We start from the raw sequence: 26,755 nt of genomic DNA, 5'->3' as shown, positions 1-26,755 counted from the left end.
TTGGAGAAAATAAATATATGACAATTCCAGTTTTTTATGCAATTAGTGATGATTTTACAAAATACGCAGCAGTTTCGCTGAACTCTTTAGTAAAAAATGCTGCTGATGATAAAGATTATACAGTTTATTTTTTAAGTCAGGATTTATCAGCGCAGCACAAACAGGACCTACAAGAAATAGGTTCTTCTAATGTTCATGTTAAATTCTTTAAGATTAACGATGAAATAGTTGCACCAATTCAAAATCGTACTGAAAACTATTTACGAGCTGATTTCTTTACAATGTCCATTTTTTACCGCTTATTTATTCCCGATCTGTTTCCCCAATATGATAAGGCAATTTATATCGACAGTGACACAATCGTAAATGATGATATTGGTAAATTGTATGATACAGAACTTGGCAAACATCTCTTTGCAGCTTGTACTGATTCCTCCATTCAATTTGTGACAAAAATGGTTGCCTATATTGAGGATGTATTAGTTCTTGATCCTAAAAAGTACATTAATTCTGGGATGCTGGTTTTAAACTGCAAAGCCTTTCGCGATGAAAATTTCATTGACCATTTCATGCGTTTACTCAGCAAATATCATTTTGACTGTATTGCCCCTGATCAAGATTATTTAAACGAAATTGGCGATAAGAGAATTTTACATTTAGATCCCAAATGGGATGCCATGCCAAATGATAATACAGAGCCTTTAACTAATCCCAGCTTGATTCATTACAATCTTTTCTTTAAACCATGGCATTTTAAAAACGTTCAATATGAAGAATATTTCTGGAAGAGTGCAAAAGAAACTAAGTTTTATAATGATCTGTTGACTGAACTAAATACTTACACTGATAAGCAACGTGATGAAGACCGGCATAAATTAGATCACATGCTGGCTAAAGAAGATAAAACTATTAATGACCCATATAATTGGGCTAATGTGAAAAAGCAAGGACCTGTCAGTTTATGATTATAGGCGACAATCGTGAACAAGTAATTCAAAATATTAAAGAAGCGGTCAATAGTGGCAAATGGGATGCTAAAGTCGAAGTTGGTGACCCTGTTCTTTCTATAAAGGAAAGCAAAGAATTAGTCAATGCTTTTTGGCGAGAGCAAAAAACTTTTAAGGGAAAAGTTAATAATCGGATTGGCCACTTGCTTTTCAATTCTTTGATGCACGTTCTTACATCGTCCACGACATTTACCGGTCTGGAAAATTTAGCTAATTTGCCACAAGGCGGAGCGATTATTACCGCCAATCATTTTAACCAAATTGACTCTTTACCCATTAAGCATTTAGCAAATAAAACCCACCATTCTTTAACTATTGCTATTGAAGATACCAACTTAAAATTGCCCGGAATATTATGCTACCTAATGAACTACGTAGGCACAATTCCTTTAATAGAAACTCCCAGCTATATCGGTAACGAATTTCCGCGTCACCTACATGATGCGCTCGAACAAAACAGTTGGGTCCTAATTTATCCCGAACAAGAAATGTGGTGGAATTACCGCAAACCACGGGAATTGAAGCGAGGGGCGTATTATTTTGCTGCCAAACAAAATGTGCCGGTTATTTCAACTTTTATTGAAATTCAAACAATTGACAAATTAGAGAAAGACCACCCTAATTTTTACCAAACTAAATATGTAGTTCACGTTTTGCCACCTATTTTCCCTGATGTTAAACTGAATGCCAATAAAAATTCTAAGCAGATGATGAAGCGCGATTACCAGCAAAAAGTAGCAGCCTATGAAAAGGCTTACCAGCGTAAGTTAGATTCGGCTTTTACCCCTTGGGATATTGCTGGCTGGCGTTTTAACTATCAAAAAAAATCAAAGTAAAAGTTAGACTTGTTGATTCTTTGAGCTATAATAAAGGTGACAATAAGTAAGTGTATTTGGAAAGGGGATATTTCCAATGGAGAAGTTTACAAAAGAATCTTTAGCAAAATATGATGGTAAAAATGGCAACCCAGCTTATGTCGCTATTAAAGGTGTTGTTTATGATGTCACTGGCAATCCACACTGGACTGATGGCGAACACCATGGCAATTTAGCTGGTCGTGACCTGACTGTTGCAATAGGACAATCACCTCATGGTGAAAGTGTCTTAGGCAACCTGAAAAAAGTCGGTACCTACGAAGATTAATTAGATAATATAAATAAAAAGAAAAGAATCAAGCAGCTAATAAACTGCTTGGTTCTTTTCTTTTACCTTTTTTGCCAATCTGATCTTGGTTTACTTTATTGCTCATTATTATACTGTAAATTATTAGACAAATAATGTACAATATTTGTCAAAGGAAGTGATGCTCATGTTACAAATTCGACCTGTTTCAGAATTAAGAAATTACAATAAAGTCCTTGACAAAGTTAAAAAAGATAATCCAGTTTTTCTTACCAAAAACGGCTATGGCAAATTTGCTCTCATAGATATTGGGGACTATGATGAATTTACTACTGCTCTTGAGCTGGTAACTAAGCTGAAAAAAGCTGAAAAGTCAAAGCATTATAATTTTGATGAAATTAAAGGAAAACTATTCAGCTAATGTTCTCATTAAAATTATCTAGCCCTTCTAAAGAATATTTTGAAAACCTAAAAACATACTTATTGGCTAAGTTTGGTGAAAAAGTAAAAAAAGAAGTTTTGGCTAGGGAAGAGGAAAAACTGGATAATTTAAAGTCATTTCCATATCTGGGCATTAAAGCAGCTAAGTTTTCTGAATTACTTAATGGTTATTATGTTCTAATTGATAAATATGAATATATCTTCTACCGTGTAGATGAAAAAGAGAAAATAATTTATATCGAACTTATATTAAGTACCAAAGAAGACCTCATTAAAAAAATCCAAAATTACTTTCATTAATTAAGGCGCATCCTAAACGAATGCGCCTCTTTTGTAGTGTTAAACCACAATATACCAATTTCTATTATTTCTCAGCCAATTTGGCTACAGCAGCAATACTTTGTTGTGCGGGCAAGGGGATCCTTCCTAAACCATCAAGCCCAATATTTAATAAATAATTGATACCTAAACTATTTAAATATTTACGGTTGTGATAAATAGTTGCAGGAGACTTCCAATTTTGATCACGGTAAGAAAAGCCCCAAGAATCATTAGTAGTACCGGCTGACTCATATAAACCATATGGTGAAGGTTTAAGGCCATTAAGTGAGTTAAAATTATTATTTTTAGTCACCTTTTCTTTTTCACTGGGAATTTCATTATCGCCAAGGGAAACATAATCATATTTGCCATTACCAAGACGTGAATTTATTAGGCAATTTGGCTGCAATTTTTTCACTGTCTCATAAATTTTTTGACTTTGGCTTGCAGTTAAGGTCATCGGTACATCAAACCAGGCAACAGCTATCTCACCATAATTACTCATTATTTCTTTAATCTGAGGCAGAATTTTGTCTGTAAAGCACTGATCATAATTCTTATTTTTCTGCGGAAAGTCCCAGCTATTATCCCAAGTAGTACCAGAGGATTCAATATCATTTGAAAGGTAGCCTCCCCCATTTGGTTCATGCCAATCTAAGTCTTGAGAATAATAAAGGCCCAACTTTAAGCCGAATTTTTGGCAAGCTGTTGCAAGTTCACCGATTACATCCCGCTGAAATGGGCTTGCATCATACACATTATATGAATCTACTTGTGAATGGTACATTGCAAAGCCATCATGGTGTTTAGTTGTAACTACCAAATATTTCATACCACATTTTTTAGCAAAAGCTGCAATCTGATCAGCATCAAAATAGATGGGGTTAAAAGCCTCAGCAAGCTGGCAATACTTTGCAACAGGTATTTGCAATTTAGACTGAATCCATTCAGCGTAATTACTTGCAGATTTTCCCTCATACTCACCAGCAAGAAGTGAATATAAACCCCAGTGAATCATCATGCCGTATTTAGCATTTTTAAACCATTCAATATTCTTGTTTGCAGTCATACATTTCTCCATTACTAAACTTACGCTGGAAATACATAGTGTCGTCAATAAAAGTTTAACACTTATTTTTCGTATAAATTTGATTTCACTAAAAAAGAGTTAGCCTTAATACTTAAAGCTAACTCAAAATATCTATTATCTTAATAAAATTTACTGTATTGCCAAGTAGTTTTCCGCGTTACGCAGATCCTCAATTGACAACTGACCAGGTGCAGAAGTTTTACCAACAGCGCCAAAGGACAGACTTGAACCGAAAACCTGACCTGCTACTCTAGTGACTTTACCAATATCGCCCATAGCCATAGTAATCAGGGGATTAGCAATTTCTTTGTTCATTTCTGTCGTTGCAGTTAAAAGAGTTAAAACGTCAGAGGCACTATGAGGCATGCAGGCTAATTTAGGGACATCTGCACCAAGCTGCGCCATTTTTCGTAAACGAAATTCAATTACATCTTTAGCTGGCACCTTTTCAAAATCATGGTTACTCATAATTACCACAACATTGTAATTATGAGCTAAAGTCACTAAAGATTTTATTCTTTTTTCATCATGAAAAAGTTCAATATCAACAGCATCACCCAGCCTATTAGTAACTACGTATTCTACTAAATTTAAATACTGGTCCTCGTCGAGTTGACAAACTCCACCTTCATTTTTGGTACGAAAAGTAACTAAAACTGGTAACTCGCCCACTTCTTGTCGCAATTTCTTGGCAGTAGTATTTAATGTGTTAAAATCCTTAATTCCTGCAGCATAATAATCAATACGCCATTCCATTAAATCTGGTTTGGCAGCCTTAATCTTCTTAGCTGAAGCTATGATCTCTTTTTCAGTTGAACCGACATTAGGCACAGCAATTTTAGGCAGGCCTGCACCTAAAACAATATTTCTAATCTTGACAGTAGCCATTATTCAATACCTCAACTAATTATTATCATCTGAAAACATAATTTCACGAATATAATCAGTTGGCATATCTTTACCTGTCCATAACTTAAATGAGGCTGCTCCCTGATCAATCATCATGCCAATACCATCAAAAACATGCTTAACGCCAGCTTTTTGAGCCACTTGCATTAATTTGGTAGTTCTAGGAGCATAAACTGTGTCAAACACCACCATGTCTTCATGAAACCAGGAAGGATCTGAAACTAGCGTCTTATCCTCAAGCGGCTTCATACCAACGCTGGTGGCATCACAATAAATATCGCTTTCTGCAATTGATTGTTTAAATGCTTCTTGATCAGTCAGCTCAGTTAAAGAAACCTGGCAATCAGTTTTTTCTTGAATAGTTTTGACGTTCTTTTCAGCTTGAGCCCATTTATCGTCTTTAATATTAAAAATTCTGATTTCTTTAGCACCGTCTAAAGCTGATTGAACAGCTATTGGGGTTGCAGCACCGCCAGCACCAGTCAAAGTCATCACTTTGCCTTTAATGTCAATGCCTTCATCCTTAAGCGATTGAACAAAACCAATGCCATCGGTAGTGTAGCCAGTCAAAACACCATGATCGTTCACAATAGTATTAACCGCATCACACATTTCAGAAGCTGGTGATAATTTATCAAGGTACTGGATTACCTCTTTTTTATTGGGCATCGAAACGTTTGAGCCACGCATATCTAAAGTGCGGATAGCATCAACTGCACCTTTTAATTTATCATTGCCAATTTCAAAACAGAGATAAGTATAATTCAAGCCCAACTTAGCAAAAGCATTATTGTGCATAGTTGGTGACATTGAATGCCGAATAGGATATGCCATTAAGCCAATTAAGTAGGTATGACCATCTAGCCAGCCAGTAATCGGACCATTAACACCAGTAATTTTATTAGTCATTATATTTCTCCTTTATTAAATTTAAAAATAAAATAATTAATCAAAGTTAATTTTTAGAGGCACCAGACACTGTATCAGTTGAATTGGATGCAGTCTCTGCCAGCTTTTGATAGTTAGCATTATCAGCGGCCTCAGTTCCGGCCACAAAACCTGAAGCATAGGACCACGAATTCATCATACTTGGCATTGAATCATGACCATTAGCACCACCAACAATCTCACCGGCAGCATAGAAATTGTCTAGTGCTTCAAAGTCTTGGTCTAAAAGCTGCATATGCTGGTTAGTTTCATAGCCACCAAGGGTGGTACAAAAACGTAATTTCTGCTCAATCACAAAGTAGGTATCGCCTTCATATTTATGCATAAACTGAGAAGGGCGACCAAACTCAGGATCATTACCTGAGGCAACATATTTTTCGTAGTCAGTTAAAGTCTTCTTTAGGTTTTCATAATCAATGCCAGCTTTTTGAGCCACTGTTTGCAAATCTCCGCTTACTAAAATCGGACTCTTCTTGCCATCAAGATCAAAGAAACTTTGCACTTCATCTTTGGTAAAGCCATATTTAAGTAGCAATTCATAGAATCTGTTCCATGTTCTTTCATCCATCACTACAAAGGCAATTTTATCCTTTTGCTCTGCAATGGCATCCCGAAAATGAGTATACGGGGCTGATTCATTTACAATTCGCTTACCACTAGTATTAACAAAAATAGCACCCATATCAGTCGCTTCTTTTGTTGAATAGGTTGTTAATTTGGCAATGCCAGGTTCAACTTCTAAACCATGGGGGTAAACTTTATACCAATCAAGATTGCGTGTAGCCAGGTTCATATTTTTAGCAAAATCGAAATAATCACCAGTAGAAGTCATTGGACCGTAGTAAGGAATATTAGTCTTATGCTGCCGATAATCACGAGCGCCCCAGCCACCAGCTGCCATAACTAAGGACTTAAAGTTTACTGTAACTGTTTCATGTTTGCTTTCAGCAACTAAAGAGGAAAGCTGGCCCTGTTTATTTTTATTAAGTTGTTCCACCCGAGTTTCAAGTAAAATTTTGCCACCCTTTTTGGTAAAGGCATTTGCCACTTTAGTTATCAATTCATAAGAACTTTCAGTTGGCATTTCAATTTGCCGGTCAACAGAATGCTCAATAGTCTGTGTTTCAGCTTTTTGATAAGTTAGGTCTGCAAATTCAGTAATAAAATCAACTGCTTTACCAATATTTTGAGCAAGTATATTTGAAAGTTGTGGATAATTAGTTCCCCGACATTCACGGGTAATATCTTGAACCAGGAGCTGTGGAGAATCTTTTTTTGCTTCCTCACCAAATAAAGCAGCTGCTAATTTTGAACCAGTGCCAACTACGTTTGACCCATTTAAAATTGTAGCCCCACCGAGATAGCCATTCTTTTCAAGTAAAAGAACATTTTTACCCATTGATAGTGCCCGAGAGGCTGCCATCAAGCCAGCCATACCCGAACCAATTACAGCTACATCCACATCATAAGTTATATCTTGATGTGATTGATCGCTAGGTTTAGAAATAATATTTACACCATTTGCTTTTAAGGCTTTCTTTCCAGAATCAAGCATGGCTTGTGTCATAATGGAGGCACCAGAAATGGCATCGACATCAAAACTTTGATTATTAATAATATTCTTTTTTAACTTACCTACCACCTGGTTAAAGATACCTGGCGTTTCTGCAGTTTTTGTCACATTAATATCTGCAATGTGATTATTTTCAACTTTGATATCAAAGTCGATTTGACCATTTCTTCCTTCTGCCGTTGCTTTAATTGTTTTTTCTGTCATTAATGTTCAGTCCTTTTTCATTTTTTAACCGTTTTCAGTATATAAAAGAAATTACATAAGAAAAATAAATTTATCTTACAATATTAATCAATTTTTTAAATTAATAGCAAAAGCATACTCTTATTCGAATCAAGACATAATAAAAAATTGCTAAATCAATTTCAGAAAGAATACCTTAAATAATTAATGTTATTTATCACAAGACTAATTTTGCAAATGGATAACCGATAAATGTCATAACTACAATAGATATAACAGCAAATGCTGCTCCCCAAATCAGCATATCTTTTGCTGTTGTATATTCCGTACCAATAGCAACCGGATTAACGCCCGCTTGACCTGCAGGGGTCATATTGCAAACAGCAGCACCAAAGCCAATCAACATAATTACTGCTGCTAGATTAATACCATTTGCTGTAGTACTCAAAGAACTGATTACAGAAATTGCTACGGATGAAACAATAGTCGTAGTCACAATATTGGAAGAGAAATTAGTTTCAACAACACACCAAACAATAAAGAAAAGAGCCAAAAGAATTTCTGGCAACCCTTTAGCTAATGGGCTTAAAATGTTCGTTAACCATGTTTCAATTCCCATTGTTTTAGCAGTTAAAACTGCACCAAGTTCACTAGCTACACCTACCATAAGGACGGAAGCCCAAGATATACCTTTGTTTGTAACTTCTTTAAAGCTCAATATACTTTTTCCGTTAATATTGACAATCATCAATATAATACATCCTAATAACGGTGGAAAAGCCGTAGTCCAACCACTTATTGTTGTATAAACAGTAGGAAGTATGCCTTTGATAAAGCTAGGCATTATCCATAATATTACCGTTAAAAGCATAGTGGCTAATATTATTTTTTCTTTTCTATCAGCAGGTTTGATGGTTCCCTTAAGTTTTTCAACAGCCTTTAAATTTATATTTTTAATATCATTTGGACAATAAATAAAACGAAAAACAAGAAGCATACCAATAATAATTAAAATTCCAATAGGAATTCCAACCATCATGTACTGAACTTGTGATATTTCTTTTCCAGTTGCGCCTTTATAAAATCCTATGGCTAAGGTTGGCCATACATGCGCGATTGCTGTCATTCCTGAAGAAAGGTTGATGCAAAATGTCGCTCCCATGGTAATCATGCTGCCAACCTTGCTTCCCTTTTCTATATGCAACACTTTAAATATATCAATCAAAAATGGCATAAATGTCACCATCAATACAGTAGGAGAAATAAAAAGTCCTAAGAAAGTAATGGCAGTAAATAGAAAAATCACAAATCTCCATGGGCTTTTTTTAGCAATCCGGTTGGTAATTAACGCTATAGTACATCTTCTTATAAAATTTGTTTGTGATAGTGGGTAAACTAATGCAAAAGTAAAAATCAGAAAAGCAACTGTGGAATTGCCAAAAGTTCCCGTAAAAGCAGCTTGATATCCTACACTTGGTATTAATCCAAGCAAAAATAGGACTATTAAGCTTGGCCACGAAATAGAAATTGTAGTCCACATTACTAATGCAGCTATAAAAATACCCAGCGTCCATAATCCTTGAGGAGTTAAACCATTACTAGCAGGCAACAACGTACCAAAAATTAGTATTATCAGAAAAGAAGCCAATAAAAACAGATAGTCTTTCTTTTGTTTACTCATTATTGTTCCTCCCGCTATAAAAGTGCTCTTTGAGCTTTAAGTTCCTTCTGAACCGCATCAGCACAAAAGTTTTTTTCATCAGTATCTTTACTCTGAAGTCCAGCTGCTATTCCAGCTGCTTGTCCAGTAATATAGCTAGTTCCCATGACTCTTATAGAAGCTTGAGCTACATGATCAACCGAGATCAAGCGTCCAGCCCCCCAAATATTATCAATATCTTTTGCCTTTAATGAGCCCAGTGGAATGCTGGCATAGTCATTATCTGGCATATGCTTGTATTCAACTTGATTATTAGTATGATGAATTTCTGGGCTCCATGCTGCCCTTCCGATACTATCTTTTCTTTTAACTACATTTAAAATATCTTTACCATGCAAAGTGGTGTCTCCAATCATTCGTCTGGATTCACGAATTCCTATATTGGGGCCGGAACTTACGAGAACTGCATTTTCACAACCCTTAATATATTTTTTAACAATCAGAAAATAGCTTTGGACTTTCTTCCTAAGCATAATTTCAGCATTAGTCAAATTGCTACCATCTAGAGAATTTAAATCAACACTTGGCAGAGTGAGAAAGCCATAATCATCACCATTATTTTTAATAAAAACTCCCTTTTCTTTGGTTAAATATGGGATACCCTCTTCTTTACCCTTTTTTACTGCACTCTGGATTTCACTCATTAAAATATTTCTAGCAGGAATATTATTTACTCTAAACGCAAGAGAAGCTTGCTGAACAGCATGAGTATTTTCATCTCCCCAATTAGTTTTTAATCCTGCTAAATGAATTAAATTTGCATTGCCACTCGCATCAACAAAAGAGTTTGCATTTATTTCTATTAATCCTTCATCATCATAGCAAATTAAGCTTTTTATCTTTTTGCCCTTTTTGTTAACCCCTACCAAACTTGTATGAAGAAGCAAGTCTGCTTTACTTTGAAGAAACAAATCATCAAAAATAAATTTCATTTTTTCTGGATCGAACTTGATTGAAACATTGCCAGTGGATGGTGATGGATGAGGTGTAATATCCATACCTGCAGCATTCATTTTTTTCAAAACTAAATCACCAATTCCACCAACAACCTTATCTGGATTCTGACCTCTAGTATAAAAGCCACAATATGCAGCAACTTGTGAATTAACACCCTGACCGCCTAAAGCGGAAGCGCGCTCAATTAAAATTGTTTTGGCACCTGCTTTAGCAGAAGCAAGAGCAGCAGCAATACCAGCTGCTCCTCCGCCTACCACAGCAACTTCATAAGTAATAGACCTTTTCATAAATTTATCCCCCATAAATAAATCGCTTTCAAAACTACCTTAAATATGACACAATTTTAGGGCAATAAAAATAAAGGAATTCTATTAAATTAATACAATTTATCTATCGATTCCCTCTGTAAGTTTTTTAATAATGTTTGTGCTTTAATTAATATTTTTAACTATATCAACTTATTTTTATTAATATAATTTTCTTGGCAATAATGTTGTGCAAAATTTTGAAATTTATTAACAACCGGCGACAAGAAATGATTGTTTTTTGTAATGATATACAAACTATGTTTAGCAATTTTATCTTTTATATCTAAAAGTTTAACTGTTTTATCATTAAGTTGTGGCAAATTAGGAACAATAGCAATTCCAAACCCCCAATGAACAAATCCTATAATAGCATGATCTTCAACTGCTTCTAATGCAACTTTAGGTTTAAAATTTACAGTAGAAAAAATTTGATCAATCTTTGGCCTCAATCCGCTTTTATGTGAGTACATTATAAATGGACATTTTTCTAACCACTTTATATACACACTTTTTTTATTTGCCAAGCTGCATTGTAGTGGTACAGCTACTTTCATTTGTTGATCAACCAAATGATGAACACTCAATTGATCTAAATTTTGCTCTGGCATAGAGCTACATACAAGATCCAATTTATCATTTAAAATATCATTAATCAGATGTTCAGTAGTATCCTGTTTAAAAGAGAATTTTATGTTTTTATTCTCCTCTTGCTTCTTAAAAACACTTACTAGATGTGGTAATAAGTCTTGACCTAAAGTATAAGTAAATCCTAAATTGATATGACCACTATTAATGTCTAATAGTTCAGTAATATGCTTGGAGCCTTGTTTTAACTCATTTAGGCTTTCTTGTACATATTTTAAATATATCTTACCGTAATTAGTTAACTTGATATTTCTACCATCTTTTTCAAATAACGGAGCTCCTAATTCATGTTCAATATTAGAAATAGCATATGACAAAGAAGGCTGTGATATACCCAAATTTTCGGCAGCCTTTGCCATATGCTCCGTATGAGCTAATTCTACAAAAAACTTCAAGTGCTTTAAATTCATAAGCGTCTCACTTTACATCAAATACTATTTAAATCATAAAGCTTTTCTATTAATAATACAAACTAGCTTTATTTATTCTAACTTTGCAAGCGATAACATAAAATGGAATACTTATATATTACAATAAAGGAGAAAAATGATGGCTAATAAAATTACTGGTGTTAATGGTCCGATTACTGGCTGGCTAGATGGTCATACCTACTTAATTGGCTTAATGGCATACCCTATTCGGCATTCAATGTCACCAACTATGCACAATAATGCTTTTGCCAAGTTGGGCTTGAATTATACTTATCTCTGTTTTGAAATCGGCAATGATAAATTAAAAGGTGCAGTTGACGCTATTCGCACTTTAGATATGCGTGGCTCAAACGTTTCAATGCCCAATAAAAAAGAGGTAATCCAGTACCTTGATAAATTATCACCAGCTTCTGAAATGTGTGATGCGGTTAATACCATTGTGAACGATCATGGTGTTTTGACTGGCTACACTACCGATGGTATTGGTTTTGTTCAATCGCTTAAGGATGAAGGCATTGACATTAAAGGCAAAGTGATGACTTTGACTGGTGCTGGCGGTGCTGCAACCCCAATAGCTGTTCAATCAGCTTTAGACGGTGCTAAAGAAATCAGAATTTTTAATATTAAAGACGATAAATGGGCCCAAGCTGAAAAGAACGTCAAAACTATTCAAGAAAAAACTGATTGCCAAGTTTCTTTAACTGAGCTGACTGATCAAGAAGCATTTAAACAATCAATTGCAGAAAGCGATATTTATTGTGATGCCACCAGCGTTGGTATGAAGCCGCTTGAGGATAAGACGCTAGTTTCAGATCCTTCCTGGTTCCATGAAGACATGGTGGTGTTTGACACAGTTTATGCTCCTAGAACTACCAAATTAATGCAAGTGGCTCAAAAAGCAGGCGTTAAGCATGTTTTTGATGGTATTGGCATGATGATTGATCAGGGTGCGGCCTCATTTAAGCTGTGGACTGGAAAAGAGATGCCAACTGATTATATTCGTGAAATTATGTTTTCTGATGATAATAAATAAAAATATTTTAGGAGATTAGGAGAAAAATATGAAAAATAAATATACACCTACAGCTCTTGCCTTGTATTTTAACTATTTCGTTCATGGTATGGGAGTGATAATACTATCACAAAACGCTGCAGCTTTAGCTAAGCAATGGGGTACAAGTCAAACAGCTGCTCTAGCAGTAGTTTCTGCTTTAGGTATAGGTAGGATTATTAATTTGTTAATTTCAGGCGTTTTATCGGACAAATTTGGACGCAAGCCTTTCGTTCAGCTAGGTATTGTGACCTACTTTATCTTTTTTATTGGTATTCTACTTTCACCCAACACGGTCATAGCATACATTCTAGGTATTTTAGCTGGAATGGCCAATTCGTTTTTGGATACGGGTACGTACCCTGGACTTATGGAAATATATCCCAACTCAAAGGGTACATCTAATGTTGTTTTAAAAGCCTTTATTTCAGCTGGTCAGTTTCTATTGCCATTTATTGTTAGTGGACTCGCTGCCGCACACATGTGGTATGGTTGGTCATTCATAATTCCAGCTGCAATTCTAGTAATTACCTTTTTATATTTCCTATTTGGTGGGGCTTTTCCAGACTCAAATGAAGTTACCAAAGAAGATGAAGAGAAAGCCAAAAAAGCTGAAGAACAAGCAAATAATAATATTGCAAGTAACGTCTGGATTGATGGTACATTATTTATCATTTATGGATATATTTCTCAAGCAACTTTCTATTTAGTAAGCCAAATGCTTACACAGTATGGGCAACAAGTTGGTGGCATGGCTCAAGCATCTGCCCATTCCTTAGTTTCATGGTATTCTTTAGGTTCAATTTGTTGTGTTCTTTTAACTGCTGTTTTAGGTAAAAAGATTAGTGAAATTCAATTTGTACCAGTTTATACTCTGGGAGCTTTTGTCTCTATTTTATTAATGTGGCTATTTCCAACTAATGCTGCTTTGATGATCATATTGGCGTTTCTAGTAGGTTTCTTTGCAGCTGGTGGGGTAATGCAATTAGCATTAACTGTTATGGCTGAATTTTTCCCTGCTGGTAAAGGTACAGTTACTGGATTCTTTTATACTGCAGGTTCCATCGCTTCCTTTACCATTCCACTTTTCATAGGCTGGATTGGTAATATGAAAAACGTTATGTTCTTAGACGTAATTATTGCTTTAATAGGATTTATTGATACACTATTAATTGCAATTCGCTATAAGAAACTGTTTGGCAAACTTAGTAAATAAAAATAATTTTTTATGATATCAGAAAAAACCACATATCATTCACATCATTTGATATGTGGTTTTTTAGTGCTTTACATTAATTCGCTAAAAAAATAAATTACAGGTGATTAAATTTATTTTTAAAATAGTTTATACTGAAAATGTTGTTATCAACTAATTAATGATTAAAAATAGATACATATGACTAATTCAATTACAAAAAATGCTCTACGCTCACTCTTATATGAAGTTGTTACCGCACCAAAACCTGGTTTAGTAGACCCTATCAGCCAAGGTCCGCATCCCGACATGAATATTTATACTTTTATCGACAGCAGTTTAAGCCTGGAATCATATTTTGCTGCTGCTGTTGAAATTGGGCAAACCTTTCAGTCAACTGATTTAACGCAAATGTTTCAACAATTAAGGCAAAGAGGCATCACTACTGAAAAAGAAATGTTTGCTGCAACGCACGGTGCTAATACACATAAAGGAGCAATTTTTTCTCTAGGTATCTTTGTCTGTGCTGAAAGCTACAGTATGACAAACAATACTGAATTATTCCTTACTATCACCAAGATGTGCAAGGGACTTGTACAGCATGATCTGATTCAAAATAATGAGTTACAAACAGCCGGTGAAAAAGAGTTTGAACAGTATCATATTGGTGGGGCTCGTGCTCAAGCGGAACAAGGCTATCCCATTGTACGTGAAGTTGCTTTACCCTTTTTAAAAAACACTAAGGGAACGCTCCAAACGAGACTCCTTGATACCTTAATGAAGATAGCAACAGTTACGGTTGACAGTAATTTGATTAAACGAGCTGGAAATTATGATGTAATTGATTGGCTGCATCAAATGGCCACAAAATACCTAGATTTAGGTGGTTATGTTTCTCCAGCCGGTAAAAAATGCCTGCAAAAATTAAATGATGACTGTTTAACCCACAATTATAGTTTAGGTGGCTGTGCAGATTTGTTAATTGTTACCATTTTTGTAGCTCTAGAACGCGGATACATATAAAAAAGGAAGGCACGAGCCTTCCTCTTTTAATAATTACGTAAGTATACATAGTTAATCTTATGATCCAATGTCTTATGTAGTATAACGTTTGCTCTACCTTTGGTGGGCTCTATATATTCTCGCAAATTAACTAAATTTACAGTTTGCCAAACTTTTTCAGCCATTTCAACTGCTTGTCTTTTTGGTTTATTTGACCAAGAGTAATAAAAACTTGAGGGATTGTTTTGATTCAAAACTAAAAGATGAACAAAACGCTGTAAAAACCAAGTTCTAATCAGTTTTTCGTTTGCATCTATGTAAATTGAGAAATTAAAAAAGTCACTTGTTGCTATCATTTTATTAGGTGGGATTTGTAAAGTGTTTATTCCTTCAATTATTAATATATCAGGGTTAGTTATTTTACCATAGCCACCGGGAACTATGTCAGACAATTCATGTGAGTATAAGGGATAAAAAACTTCCTTTTGTCCTGTTGCCACATCTGATAGAAAATCTGCTAATAATTTCATATTATACGATTCAGGAAATCCTTTGCTGTCCATTAACTTTTTCTTCTGCAACTCTCGATTTGGATATAAAAAGCCGTCTGTTGTCATAAGTTGTACTTTTAGTGTAGGATACAGACGTTTAAGTAACACCTTTAATAATCGGGAAACCGTAGACTTTCCTACTGCTACAGGACCGGAAATACCAATTATGAAAGGCTTATTAACATTATTAGCATTAATAAAATGATTCATTGATTTTAACAGTAATTTTTCATTATGCACAAAAAGATATAAATAATGCACTAATGGACTATAAATTTCATTGATATCTGCGGCATTAACTATATCTCCTAATGAAGTAAGACTCTTTAATTCACTTTTGCTGATTTCACTAATTTTATTCTCTGTTTGGGACCAATCATATCGGGAAATTTTCGTAAAATTTTTCATATTCTATGCTCTTTCCATTATATAATGCAGAGGAGAAACAATTAAAGGTGTAACTAGTGCTGTAAAAATTGCCTCAATTAATCCGTTGATTCCCAAAGAAGTCAGTAAAACTAAGAATAGTGGCATTCCTGCAGTAAAATTTCCTATATTTGCAATTAATTCATTAGGATTTTTCATGAAAAATAGACTTGCCAATACAATAACTAACACCGTATTAGTTATTGACGCTATGCATCCATTTAACGCATATACCCACTTTTTAATTTCTAAATTTTTTTGTGTAAAGTAATTTGTCAATAAACTGGGCAAAAAGCCAGCAAATAAACTTGGCACTAAAGCTATTATTGGGTTTCGAAATAGCAATAAGCTAACCATATCACCTGGTTGCGTATATGCCACTATTAATCTAGTTAATCCCCAAATTAGGCCAAAAACAATACCATAGCTTGGACTGAGTAAACTACTGTAAACCGCGACTGTCAGAGGAACAGTAGTAATAGCTGGAAGTGCTGGCAAGATACGAATGTAACCAATATTAGGCACAAAAGTTTGTAAAATCAGTATTGCTAAAAAAACAGCAGTTATTGCTAATTTAACTGTATTTTCTCGTTTCATATTTTTTCACTCCATATTAAATTTGCTTTGACATTTTTAATTGCAGCATTAACTTTGACAGGAACAAATTTAGAAACATCACCACCAATAAGTGCTATTTCACGTATTAAACTAGAAAAATAAAATGGTTTTCAGGATTAGAAAACAAAATTATTTCAATATTTTTATTCAATTCCTAAAAATTTTCCCAGCAAATGATTAAATTCTGCCGGTTTTTCTGCCATTATGTCATGGCCGGCATCATCAACTGTATTTATTTCAATATTCTTATTATGCTTTTGCATTTCAGTAACATAGCCTATCTTAAAATAAGGACTTTTAGTTGAACTGATTGAAAGTGCAGGTATACGAATGCCGTAGACCGTTGGACGCCAATCTTTTTGAACATGATCAAATAGCAGCGGCATATTTTTCTCTCGCTCAAAGGGATATTTTTGCTTAAACGGGTAAAGTTTAGACCAAACTTGGTCATCAATACCATTAAGCGTTTCTTTAATATGGTCATAATATGACAGTACGTCTTTAAAATTATCTTGTGTCAGTTCTATCTGATCATGAGCCCAGCCATAATGCCATTCTTCATCATTAAGCATTTTAGGTGTTTGATCAATTGTAACTACTTTAACTATATTGAGTTCAGGATGATATTTTAAAATTGCCCATACTAGGCCCGCTCCCATAGAGTGACCAATTAAAATTATGGATTTCAAATCCAAATTTTTAATTAATGCAGCTGCCTCATCTGCAAGATCAACCATGTTGCTTATTGCTGATCCTTTTGACTTGCCATGACCTGCCAAGTCAAAAGTAATTGTTTGGTAACCATGCTTCACTAAATATGGCACTTGTCCTGCCCACACAACATGATTTCCGCCAAAGCCATGAAAAAAAACAATTGCAGGGCCTGTACCTGTTATTTCATAATATATTTTTCTATTAGAAATTTGCATTAACATTTTTTATTCTTTCTAGTTTTCAATTGAAATCTTTTTATACTTAGAAAAATATTTCAAAAACCATTTTTTGGTGTATTCAACAGTAGGACTTTCGATAGATGTAATAGTATTACAAAGTGAGATTCTCCAAGGAAAAGTTGGGGTCATTTCTTTACTCTTAATTTCCTTGTCACTATAATTTTGTCCAATTGGAGCAGCTAAAATTCCAATTAACTCTGAATCTCGCTGTACCAAATTTAAAACCAAATCCCAAGAAACGGTTTGTAAAAAATAATTAGGCTTCATCCTATCCCCTCTAAATCTTTTATTTAGCTGGAAGGTAACCATAAAGCTATCAGTTAAAGTTACTATTTTTTCTTTTTCAACTTCCGTAAAAGGTATTTCCTTTTTCTTTATTTTGTTAAAACGATGATTAGCGTTAAACCACACCCGAACACTGCTTTCATAAATTAAATTTTCATAAATACCTTCGATTGTTGCTGGAGAAACTATTACAGCAAGATCAATATCTCCTAAGACAAGCATCTTTTGCAAACTATAGCCTCCACATTCAACAAGTTTAAGTTCAATACCAGGATTAGAATTAATGAATGAAATCAGGGCATCATTAAAAACAATAGAATTAATTACTGGAGCAATACCGATTTTAACTGTTCCATTTTTTTCTTCAGAAAAGCGATTTAGTTTTTCCATCATTTCAATATACTGTTGATATACTTTTCTTGATTCATTAACTAGGGCTAAGCCATAACGGGTAAGGCCAATAATTCTGCCCTTTTTATGCTTAAAAACTTTTATTCCTTGTCTAAACTCAATATCCTTGATTGATTTACTAATTGCTGGCTGAGAAACATGTAAGATCTCGGCACTTTTAGTTAAATTAAAATCATTATCTATTATCGCAAGCAAATATTTAATCTGATTAATATCCAAGATAAGCTCTCCTACTTTCATTCACGTTCAGATTTATAAAAAAAGCAGCATTAAATGCATTTTCTTAAATCATTTAAAATACTGTTTCTTTTATTAGCTTAACTTAATAAAACTAACTATTTTCTTTAATATTCATAATGGGTTCTTGAAAAATTCTAGGATCCATTTCTTTCAAATTATCACTAATAATCGGCTTGAATTCCATTTGATTAAGAATATCTTTTTGTAAATCTATACCAGGTGCGATTTCTATTAATTTCAACCCATCTTTAACCAGTTCAAAGACAGCACGTTCAGTTACATACCAAACTTTTTGGTTATTTTCATACGCTACTTTTCCTGAAAAAGTTACTTGTTGAACATCTTTAACAAATTTCTTAACTTTTCCTTCTTGAATAATATGAAGTTTACCATCTTTGACTTCTTCTTTTAAGCCAGCAGCAGTAAATGTACCAGTGAAAATAATTTTTGGTGTGTTTTGTGTAATATCAACAAATCCACCTGTACCAGCTATTTTAGGACCAAATTTAGAAACATTCAGATTACCTTTTGCATCTGCTTCAGCTAACCCTAAAAACGTTAAATCAATACCACCACCATCATAAAAATCAAACATATATGGTTCATCAATGATTGATTGTGGTGCAATAGCAGCACCGAAGTCACCACCGCCTAGAGGTGTACCACCAAATGTACCAGGCTCAACTGTAGTCATTATGTTATCGGATAAGCCTTCTTCTTTTAAAACTAATGAACATGTCTCTGGATACTTACCAATTCCAAAGTTCACAACCTTATCTGTTTTTTTATTAAATAAGAGTGCAGCTCTTCTTGCAATTACTTTCTTGCTATCTAGTGGTAAATCAATTTCATCTTCCGCCGTAATAACTGCAGAACTAACAAAATCAGGATTATACTGGGTATCCGTTGTCTGCTTAGTCCACTCAGGACTATCAGCTTCTACAACATAATCAACTAATATCCCTGGTATTCTGATATCTTTAGGCTTCATGGAACCGCGCTTAAGCACACGTTTAACTTGAACAAAAACCTTGCCACCATTATTATGAGCAGCCATAGCTATCGCAGTAGCAACTAATGTGAGCGGCTCATCATCAAACGTAATATTACCATCTTCATCGGCAAATGTGCCACGTAAAAGAGCAACATTTGGCTTCGGTACTTCATAAGCTAAATAATCTTTGCCATGAATATTGATCCTGTTGACCAATGTGGCATTTTTAGCTGCATCATTTAATCTACCGCCACTGACCTCGGGATCGACGAAGGTACCTAAACCTACATTAGTAATCAAAACCGGCTTATGCGCAGCTGCATCCCTAAATATTTGTGATAAAACACCTTGAGGGAAATTAAAAGCTTCAAAATCATTAGCAGCTGACAATGGCTCTAGTTCTGGTGCTAGTGCCCAGTGCCCACCAACTAAGCGATGCAAAAAGCCTTTTTCTGCAAAATTATTTGTTCCCTTAGTTTTGCCGTCGCCTATTCCGGCTGCGTGCCAAACATCTAGTCCTTTAGGATGTCCTTCTTTTTTATAGCGTGCTCTCATGCATTCCAAAATTTCTTCTGGAGTGTCAGTACCTAAGAACCCATCTAGTGCAATTACTGCATTATCTGGAATTAACTCAGCAGCTTTTTGACTATTAATAAATTGAATTGCCATCAGATTAATCCTCCTAATGAGTCAAAATATAATTTATTTAATTACAGTAAAAAATGAGTTTATTTAGATTGATGAGAGCAATTTATGTAACCAAAAAATTAATTTTAAACCAATAACTATCCGAACTATGTAATTCATACATTGTTCTGACATTATTAGGATAACGCTTACAATTATAGATTGTGAAATACATAATTTTCACTGTCTATATAACTTTAAGTTATAGTTTTAGTAAAAAAATCCTTGCACATAACTAGTTAAATTCCAGTTAGTGCAAGGTATTTTTATCTCACATAAATCTATTTTTACTTAGTTGCCATACACTGTGCTTGACCGCTAGTAACAACAACATTATCTTGATTTGTTACAGTAGTATCATACACAACAATAGTGAATTTCTTTTTAGGAATAAAATCAGTAATAGTACATTTGACTGTCAACACGTCATTTAAGTACACAGGTTTGACAAACTTAAGAGTTTGATCTAGATAAATACAACTTTCTTGTCCCGGAATATGTTCTGCTAAACAGGTAGAAATAAAAGCAGCAGTAATCATTCCATGAGCAATTCTATGTTTAAATTGTGTTTTTCTTGCAAATTCTTCGTCCATATGAACAGGATTATGATCTCCACTTAATTCGGCAAACTGTTGGACCAGTTCATCTGTAACTTGTTTAGTAAAAGTACCAGATAATCCAATTCTTAAATTTTCTTCAACTATAATGCTTTCCTCTCAAACTTTCTAAAAAATTTCAACGCCCTTTTTAATAACCCTTTGAGCATCATCCATAAGGTCTTGTATAACTTGAGCGGCCGGTTTTGATTCTTTGACCAATCCCGCAACTTCACCAGACATAAAGAAGCTTTCTTTTGGATCATCTTCTTGAACACCCTTATACAATGCTTTATTCATTGCTGCGTTGAATTCATCACGAGAGACACCAGTCTTTTCTAATTCCATCAGCTTTAATGCTTCTTCATTAGCAATACCACGAGTAGCACCGCCTTTAATTGAAGTTCCAACTACTGCAGTACCAGTGTCTGTTGCATCGATGACAGCCTTGCGCCAATTTTCACCTACAGGGCTTTCCTTGGCAATGGAGAAAATAGTACCACATTGAACACCTTCTGCGCCCGCAACAAAGGCTTCAACAACTCCACGGCCATCACCAATACCACCAGCGGCAATTAAAGGAATTGAAATTGCATCAGCGATTTGAGGCCATAAAACCATTGATGTAGTGTTACCAATATGTCCACCGGCTTCCATGCCTTCAACAATAACTGCATCTGCACCCATTTCTTCCATTTTTTTAGCAATTTTGACATTTGGAATAACAGGCATTACTTTTACACCTGCAGCCTTTAAGTCTGTCATATAAGGTTTTGGAGTTCCTGCACCAGTAGTAACAATTTTTACTCCCTCTTCAATCAAAACCTTAACAACATTGGGAGTATTCTTATCCATCAACATCAAGTTAACAGCAAATGGTTTATCAGTGAGTTTCTTGGCTTTTCTAATTGCTTCTCTAACCTGATCCGGTGTTTTTCCACCGGCAGCAATAATGCCTAGGCCACCACCGTTTGAAACCGCTGCAGCTAAGTCTGCTGTAGCAACTTCCTGCATGGCACCTTGAACAACTGGATATTTAATACCTAATAATTTTGTAACGCGATTCATATTAATCTCCTTAAAATATTTGATTTTTTAGTTATTTAGTTAAAGCAAAGGGGAGCTTTAACAATTAATTTATTTACCTGAGAATTTTGCATCTCTTTTATCAACAAAGGCACTCATTCCTTCTGTTTGATCCTTAGTAGCAAAAGTTTCGGCCCAAATTTGCGATTCTATATCAATAGCAACATCAAGTGGTAGATCTGCACCCCGGTCAACAGAATATTTGGCTAAAGCAACTGCAATAGGACCATTCTTCATAACCTGCTTTGCAATTTCACGGGCTTTGTTCATTAATTCTTCTGGCTCAACCAACTCGTCAAGCAGACCGATGCGATAAGCTTCATCTGCAGAAATCATTGTAGAAGTGGCAATCATTTCCTTAGCTTTTCCGCGACCTACTAAACGTGTCAAGCGTTGTGTGCCACCAAAGCCGGGAATAATGCCAAGTCCAACTTCGGGTTGACCAAACTTAGCTTTAGCAGAACCAATACGCATATCGCAAGATGAAGCTAATTCACAACCACCACCAAGTGCAAAACCATTGACAGCGGCAATAGTAAATTGAGGTAAATCTTCAATTTCGCCAAAAGACTTATGTGCCAGTTTCGATAACTCCAGTGCCTGTAGCGTATTCATATCACGCATCTGTGTTATATCAGCGCCAGCAACGAATGACCTCGGACCAGCACCTGTGATTAGCAAAACTTTGATATCATCTTGGTGAGCTTTTACCTCTCTTAAGGCATCCCCAATATCTTGCAGTGTTTCAGAATTCAAAGCATTCAAAACTTTAGGACGATTAATTGTCAACGTGCCAATTCCATCTTCAGCTTCTAACAAAACATTATCATAACTATTAAAACTCATAATTTCCTTGATCCTTTCAAAAATATCAAACTCATTTTATGCTCTCACTGTCAATTTTTGTGTAAACGGAAACAATTAGCAAATTATACTTGTTTTTTTTATTTTTTCAGGATTTTGGTATTAAAAGCTTAAATAATATGGGATTTAACATCATTGAAAAAAAGTTATGGTAGAAATAACTTTTGTTAAATTTTGCGCAAATTATATCGTAATATAGCTTTAAAAACCTACTGCTTCCGTCTTTTTACCGACAATAACTAAAAATAATGCTACTAATAACAAATAGTACTAACAGTCATCCAGCTATTTGTGGAAGCGCTTCATATTAGTTTATAGTTTGTGCAAAGTCTAATTAATCAAAGGAGGAAGATTATGACTGGAAGTTGGATGACGCGCTATCTTGCCGAATTTTTGGGGACAGCTGTTTTTATAGTTTTTGGTAACGGATCAGTTGCCAACTCGTTTCTCAAGAAAACCACGGCTAATGGCAAAGATGGTCAAGCAAACGGAGGCTGGATATTTATTGCGCTCGGGTTTGGCTTTGGTGTAATGATACCGGCAATGATGTTTGGCTCAATTTCAGGAAACCATATTAATCCAGCAATCACTATTGCAAAGGCTGCAGCTGGAGTTTTTCCCTGGAGTCATGTTACGCAATACATAGTTGCACAAATGCTCGGCGCTATTGTAGGACAATTATTGGTTGTTGCTATCTATTGGCCATACTTTAAAGAAACTACCAATGGAGAAGGGAAAATTTTTTCTTGTTTTGCCACTGGTGAAACACTTAACAATAAGTTGAATGGTTTTATCGCAGAATTTATCGGAACTGCAATTTTAGTATTTACTTGTACTGGAATTTATAGTGGTGTATTCTTCAATCAATCTGTCGATATTGCCAATGTGGGTGTCGGATTCATCATCATGGCATTAGTAATTGCTGACGGTGGTCCTACTGGCCCAGCGTTAAACCCAGCTAGGGATTTGGGACCTAGAATAGTTCATGCTATTTTGCCTATTCCTAACAAAGGTTCTTCAAACTGGGACTACAGTTTGGTACCAGTAGTTGCCCCTATTTTAGGTGGAGTTGTAGGTATCTTTATTTACAAACTATGTTTTAAAATGTAATAATTCTTACAAACTGTATTAATATTTATTAGCAAAAAAAATAATAGTTAGCCATTCAGGTTAACTATTATTTTATAACTAGATAAATATTTATTCTTTTGATGCACCTGTCACTGCATCATTATCTGCAATTTCACTGCAAGCAGTATCAGCAGCGATTCTACCAAAGGTGAAGATATCAGCTAGTGAATTACCACCAAGACGATTACCAGCATGTAATCCGCCAGCGACTTCCCCTGCTGCATAAAGACCGGTAATTACTTGACCATCTTTATCTAATACCTGTGCTTTCGGATTGATCTTCAAGCCGCCCATTGTATGGTGAATAGCCGGCTTACGCGGGGTAGCGTAAAACGGCGCAACTTCACATTTAAGATTAAACGCACTCTTACCAAATTCTGGATCATTACCTGCATCAACATATGAATTATATTTTTTAATAGTATCGACCAAAGTAGCAGGATCCATACCGGCTTTTTCAGCTAATTCTTCTAATGTATCAGCTTTTAGAAGAGTGCCCGCCTTAACTTGAGCTTCGAGTGATTCTTCTGTGGTGTTGTAGGCTGTCTTTTTAATTTTATCGTCTGCAATTAAATAAAATAAAGTACCATTAGCAATTGCAGCTTTAGCTAAAGTGTCACGCTCAGCGAACTCGTTTACAAAACGTTCACCTTTTTGATTGACCATAATAAAGTTTTCGGGTGGAGTTTGAATACCAGTAAATAATTCACCAGTCTTAGGATCAGAAACTGGCATTAATTGAATAAAGCCCATACCCACTAAATCAGCACCAGCCTCTTGACCTAAGGCAATGCCGTCACCAGTAATTGCTGGCGAATTAGTAGTAGCAATATCATCATCAATGTGTTTCCAATAAGTGTTATACTTTTGCACCATTTTAGTGTTTGCACCAAAACCGCCAGAAGTTAAAATCACTTTTTGCGCATGAATGGTAACCTTACTGCCATCACTACTTTGAGCTATAACACCAGTGACTTTACCATTTTCAATAATTAAATGTTGGGCGCGGGTTTCAGTTAAAACTGTAGCACCATGAGCTTTTACCCAATCACCTAAAACATGAATAAATGCATAGCCCATAGGTTCAACCGGCTTATGGCCGCGGCGCCACAATGCTCCAACTGGCATGGTAACATCAGAGCGATCAAATTTTACTCCTAAATCAGTTAGCCATTTAACCGAATCAAGTACGTTATTGACAAGTTCGGTAACTAAAGCATAATTGCCGTGAATTTCATTACCATTTAAGTCAGTTCTTTTGCCACCTAAATAAGTCTGTATCTCATGTAATAATACCGAGTCAAAAAGATAATTTTCTCCAGAATCCACATAAGCCTTAATTTGCTTTTGCAATTCTTTAAAGTCATCACGATATTCTGGATCAATTTCAGCAATTGGAGTTGCAGCTAATTTTTCCAAGCTTTCTTTTTCACCGGGTAAAGCTTTAAATTGATTTTGCCACTCAGGTTCAGCAGCATTTAATGGTCCACCTGCTCTAGTAGTATTACCACCAATTTGAGGGAATTTTTCCAGTACGATTACCTTTTTACCATTTTGAATTGTTCTCGCAGCTGCCGCAAGACCGGCACCGCCGGCACCAATAACTACAACATCAGTCTGGTATTCTCTGTCAGAAGTATCAGCAGTTTTCGGCTTTGGTCTGTTGAGCCATTCTCGTGCGTCTCCACCAGCTTTTGTAATCGCCTGAGCCACACCATCTATCACGCCATGACTGGAAATTGTAGCTCCACTAACCGCATCAACATTTAAAGTTTGATTAGCAATAATTTGCTTGGGCAGACGTTTAAAGACCTCATCTGCCACTCCAGCAGTTTCACCACTGGAATCAATATCTATTTCCTTGATTTTGTCTTCAGAAAGTTTCACCTTCATAGGCATAAAACTAGAACCATGACCCTTAGCTTTTACTTCATAAGTTCCTGATTTCATCATTAATATACTTCCTTTCTTTCAATACTCATTAGTTAAATTTTACTAACTTTTTTTGGCAAAATGAAATAGTTTTATAGCAAGCAGGCTATAATAAAATTGTTATTGGAGGCAAAATATGAATAATTCAGAAACTGTTTTACATTTTATTGACGTGCTATTAAAAGAAAGTAATTTTACCAGAGCAGCGGGTGAATTATATATATCACAGCCATATTTGACTCAACTAATTAAGCGAATTGAACATAAATTAGGAACTAAAATAATTAATCGTGATACGATCCCATTTACATTAACGGAAGCCGGGATAATTTATTACAATTATCTGGAAACAAAAATTAGTAACAAGCAAAAGTTAGCTGAACAGTCAATTCCATATGCATCACCGAATAAAGAATTAATTCGAATTGGAGTTTTAGAAAGCCTGGGGACGTTTTTATTGCCAGAGCTTTTACCTCACTTTATGCTTACACATCCAAATATTAAAATTCAGCTATCTGAAAACTTTCCTAGAGTAAGTGAAACTCATCTTTTACATGAACAAATTGATTGTTATCTGGGACAAACACCTGAGTCTCTTAACCAAGGATTGGATTTTTATGTTAATGGCGGAGAAAACTATTTTGTAATCATTTCACCAAGATCAAAGTACTTTAAAAAGGGTCGGTTTATACTTGAGCCAAATGAATATGATATTAAAGACATTTTACAAGAGCCGTTCGTTGTTAGTTCAAGCAATTCTGCAATCCGCCATCAAGTTAATGGTGCATTTCAGAAATTTCATATCAAACCTAATATTATATTGGAAAGCAGCAGTATTATTACTGCAACTAATTTAGCAATAAAAGGAGTAGGACTAACTATTTCAGCTGCCAGCATTATCAAGCGAATGGCTCAAACACCTATTAACTTGCTTCCAGTTGATCATAATTTGATTCAAATTAAATATTTTATTGCGGTTAAACATGGGCATAAACTGAAACCAGGACTCAAGAATTTAATTTCAGCCTTTAAGCAGCTTAAGATTGAACCAAATATAAGTTAATTATTAAATTTAAGC

General features: G+C 35.1%; 26 protein-coding genes. 10 read left to right on the top strand and 16 right to left on the bottom strand.

Annotated features, from left to right (window positions below; genetic code table 11):
- The first annotated feature begins 17 nt into the window (after positions 1 to 17).
- The 5 genes from JF75_RS00605 (at position 18) to JF75_RS00585 (ending at position 2,870) form a co-directional block, all read left to right on the top strand.
- Positions 18 to 965, top strand: a complete 948-nt coding sequence (locus tag JF75_RS00605; RefSeq protein WP_046331425.1) for a glycosyltransferase family 8 protein — start codon at positions 18 to 20, stop codon at positions 963 to 965.
- Positions 962 to 1,843, top strand: coding sequence for a lysophospholipid acyltransferase family protein (locus tag JF75_RS00600; RefSeq protein WP_046331424.1), 882 nt, complete (start codon positions 962 to 964; stop codon positions 1,841 to 1,843). Before JF75_RS00605 ends, JF75_RS00600 begins: the two co-directional genes overlap by 4 nt.
- Before the next feature lie 76 nt (positions 1,844 to 1,919).
- The gene (locus JF75_RS00595; protein WP_034981697.1) at positions 1,920 to 2,150 is read left to right on the top strand and encodes a cytochrome b5 domain-containing protein; all 231 of its coding nucleotides are present in this window, start codon (positions 1,920 to 1,922) and stop codon (positions 2,148 to 2,150) included.
- 166 nt (positions 2,151 to 2,316) lie between these two features.
- The gene (locus JF75_RS00590) at positions 2,317 to 2,550 is read left to right on the top strand and encodes a type II toxin-antitoxin system prevent-host-death family antitoxin (RefSeq protein WP_046331423.1); all 234 of its coding nucleotides are present in this window, start codon (positions 2,317 to 2,319) and stop codon (positions 2,548 to 2,550) included.
- On the top strand, positions 2,550 to 2,870 hold the full coding sequence (locus JF75_RS00585) for a type II toxin-antitoxin system RelE/ParE family toxin (protein ID WP_046331422.1): 321 nt from the start codon (positions 2,550 to 2,552) through the stop codon (positions 2,868 to 2,870). Before JF75_RS00590 ends, JF75_RS00585 begins: the two co-directional genes overlap by 1 nt.
- 64 nt (positions 2,871 to 2,934) lie before the next feature.
- On the opposite strand, the gene JF75_RS00580 is transcribed toward JF75_RS00585, so the two are convergent.
- The 7 genes from JF75_RS00580 to JF75_RS00550 form a co-directional block, all read right to left on the bottom strand.
- Complete coding sequence (locus tag JF75_RS00580; protein WP_046331421.1) at positions 2,935 to 3,960, bottom strand: alpha-L-fucosidase; 1,026 nt, start codon at positions 3,958 to 3,960, stop codon at positions 2,935 to 2,937.
- Between the two features lie 150 nt (positions 3,961 to 4,110).
- On the bottom strand, positions 4,111 to 4,869 hold the full coding sequence (gene aroD / locus JF75_RS00575) for a type I 3-dehydroquinate dehydratase (RefSeq protein WP_046331420.1): 759 nt from the start codon (positions 4,867 to 4,869) through the stop codon (positions 4,111 to 4,113).
- A gap of 15 nt (positions 4,870 to 4,884) precedes the next feature.
- A complete protein-coding gene (locus tag JF75_RS00570; protein WP_046331419.1) occupies positions 4,885 to 5,799 on the bottom strand; it encodes a shikimate dehydrogenase in 915 nt (304 codons plus the stop codon).
- 46 nt (positions 5,800 to 5,845) lie between these two features.
- Entirely contained in the window at positions 5,846 to 7,615 is a 1,770-nt protein-coding gene (locus JF75_RS00565; protein ID WP_046331418.1) for an FAD-dependent oxidoreductase, read from the bottom strand.
- A gap of 196 nt (positions 7,616 to 7,811) precedes the next feature.
- Positions 7,812 to 9,275 (bottom strand): SLC13 family permease, encoded by a 1,464-nt coding sequence (locus JF75_RS00560; protein WP_046331417.1) that lies wholly within the window; start codon positions 9,273 to 9,275, stop codon positions 7,812 to 7,814.
- A gap of 14 nt (positions 9,276 to 9,289) precedes the next feature.
- Positions 9,290 to 10,558 (bottom strand): FAD-dependent oxidoreductase, encoded by a 1,269-nt coding sequence (locus tag JF75_RS00555; RefSeq protein WP_046331416.1) that lies wholly within the window; start codon positions 10,556 to 10,558, stop codon positions 9,290 to 9,292.
- A 161-nt stretch (positions 10,559 to 10,719) separates the two neighbouring features.
- On the bottom strand, positions 10,720 to 11,634 hold the full coding sequence (locus JF75_RS00550) for a LysR family transcriptional regulator (RefSeq protein WP_046331415.1): 915 nt from the start codon (positions 11,632 to 11,634) through the stop codon (positions 10,720 to 10,722).
- A 139-nt stretch (positions 11,635 to 11,773) separates the two neighbouring features.
- Between JF75_RS00550 and JF75_RS00545 the strand changes: the two genes are divergently transcribed.
- From JF75_RS00545 to JF75_RS00535, 3 genes are all read left to right on the top strand, one after another.
- Positions 11,774 to 12,688 (top strand): shikimate dehydrogenase, encoded by a 915-nt coding sequence (locus JF75_RS00545; protein WP_046331414.1) that lies wholly within the window; start codon positions 11,774 to 11,776, stop codon positions 12,686 to 12,688.
- Between the two features lie 28 nt (positions 12,689 to 12,716).
- Entirely contained in the window at positions 12,717 to 13,922 is a 1,206-nt protein-coding gene (locus JF75_RS00540; RefSeq protein ID WP_046331413.1) for an MFS transporter, read from the top strand.
- Positions 13,923 to 14,102: 180 nt separating this feature from the next.
- Entirely contained in the window at positions 14,103 to 14,924 is an 822-nt protein-coding gene (locus JF75_RS00535) for a triphosphoribosyl-dephospho-CoA synthase (RefSeq protein WP_046331412.1), read from the top strand.
- A gap of 26 nt (positions 14,925 to 14,950) precedes the next feature.
- Here JF75_RS00535 and coaA read toward each other — a convergent pair whose 3' ends face one another.
- From coaA to JF75_RS00495, 8 genes are all read right to left on the bottom strand, one after another.
- Positions 14,951 to 15,862 carry a type I pantothenate kinase gene (coaA, locus tag JF75_RS00530; protein ID WP_046331411.1) on the bottom strand — a complete coding sequence of 304 codons (912 nt, stop codon included), beginning with the start codon at positions 15,860 to 15,862 and terminating at the stop codon, positions 14,951 to 14,953.
- A 3-nt stretch (positions 15,863 to 15,865) separates the two neighbouring features.
- Complete coding sequence (locus tag JF75_RS00525) at positions 15,866 to 16,477, bottom strand: ECF transporter S component (RefSeq protein ID WP_046331410.1); 612 nt, start codon at positions 16,475 to 16,477, stop codon at positions 15,866 to 15,868.
- A gap of 164 nt (positions 16,478 to 16,641) precedes the next feature.
- On the bottom strand, positions 16,642 to 17,433 hold the full coding sequence (locus JF75_RS00520) for an alpha/beta fold hydrolase (protein ID WP_046331409.1): 792 nt from the start codon (positions 17,431 to 17,433) through the stop codon (positions 16,642 to 16,644).
- A gap of 12 nt (positions 17,434 to 17,445) precedes the next feature.
- A complete protein-coding gene (locus JF75_RS00515) occupies positions 17,446 to 18,366 on the bottom strand; it encodes a LysR family transcriptional regulator (protein WP_046331408.1) in 921 nt (306 codons plus the stop codon).
- A 112-nt stretch (positions 18,367 to 18,478) separates the two neighbouring features.
- A complete protein-coding gene (locus JF75_RS00510) occupies positions 18,479 to 20,050 on the bottom strand; it encodes an acyl CoA:acetate/3-ketoacid CoA transferase (protein WP_046331407.1) in 1,572 nt (523 codons plus the stop codon).
- Between the two features lie 305 nt (positions 20,051 to 20,355).
- On the bottom strand, positions 20,356 to 20,751 hold the full coding sequence (locus JF75_RS00505) for a MaoC family dehydratase (protein ID WP_280682946.1): 396 nt from the start codon (positions 20,749 to 20,751) through the stop codon (positions 20,356 to 20,358).
- A gap of 42 nt (positions 20,752 to 20,793) precedes the next feature.
- Positions 20,794 to 21,732, bottom strand: coding sequence for a nitronate monooxygenase (locus tag JF75_RS00500; protein WP_046331405.1), 939 nt, complete (start codon positions 21,730 to 21,732; stop codon positions 20,794 to 20,796).
- Between the two features lie 69 nt (positions 21,733 to 21,801).
- On the bottom strand, positions 21,802 to 22,596 hold the full coding sequence (locus tag JF75_RS00495; protein WP_046331404.1) for an enoyl-CoA hydratase-related protein: 795 nt from the start codon (positions 22,594 to 22,596) through the stop codon (positions 21,802 to 21,804).
- A 372-nt stretch (positions 22,597 to 22,968) separates the two neighbouring features.
- On the opposite strand from JF75_RS00495, the gene JF75_RS00490 reads away from it, so the two are divergent.
- Positions 22,969 to 23,724, top strand: coding sequence for an MIP/aquaporin family protein (locus tag JF75_RS00490; protein ID WP_046331403.1), 756 nt, complete (start codon positions 22,969 to 22,971; stop codon positions 23,722 to 23,724).
- Positions 23,725 to 23,814: 90 nt separating this feature from the next.
- Here JF75_RS00490 and JF75_RS00485 read toward each other — a convergent pair whose 3' ends face one another.
- Entirely contained in the window at positions 23,815 to 25,695 is a 1,881-nt protein-coding gene (locus tag JF75_RS00485; RefSeq protein ID WP_046332873.1) for a flavocytochrome c, read from the bottom strand.
- Positions 25,696 to 25,813: 118 nt separating this feature from the next.
- Between JF75_RS00485 and JF75_RS00480 the strand changes: the two genes are divergently transcribed.
- Complete coding sequence (locus JF75_RS00480) at positions 25,814 to 26,740, top strand: LysR family transcriptional regulator (RefSeq protein ID WP_046331402.1); 927 nt, start codon at positions 25,814 to 25,816, stop codon at positions 26,738 to 26,740.
- The last annotated feature ends 15 nt before the right edge of the window (positions 26,741 to 26,755 follow it).

Origin of the sequence: Lactobacillus kimbladii, assembly GCF_000970755.1 — a bacterium.
Classification (GTDB): domain Bacteria; phylum Bacillota; class Bacilli; order Lactobacillales; family Lactobacillaceae; genus Lactobacillus; species Lactobacillus kimbladii.
This window is presented reverse-complemented; position numbering and strand designations above follow the sequence as displayed.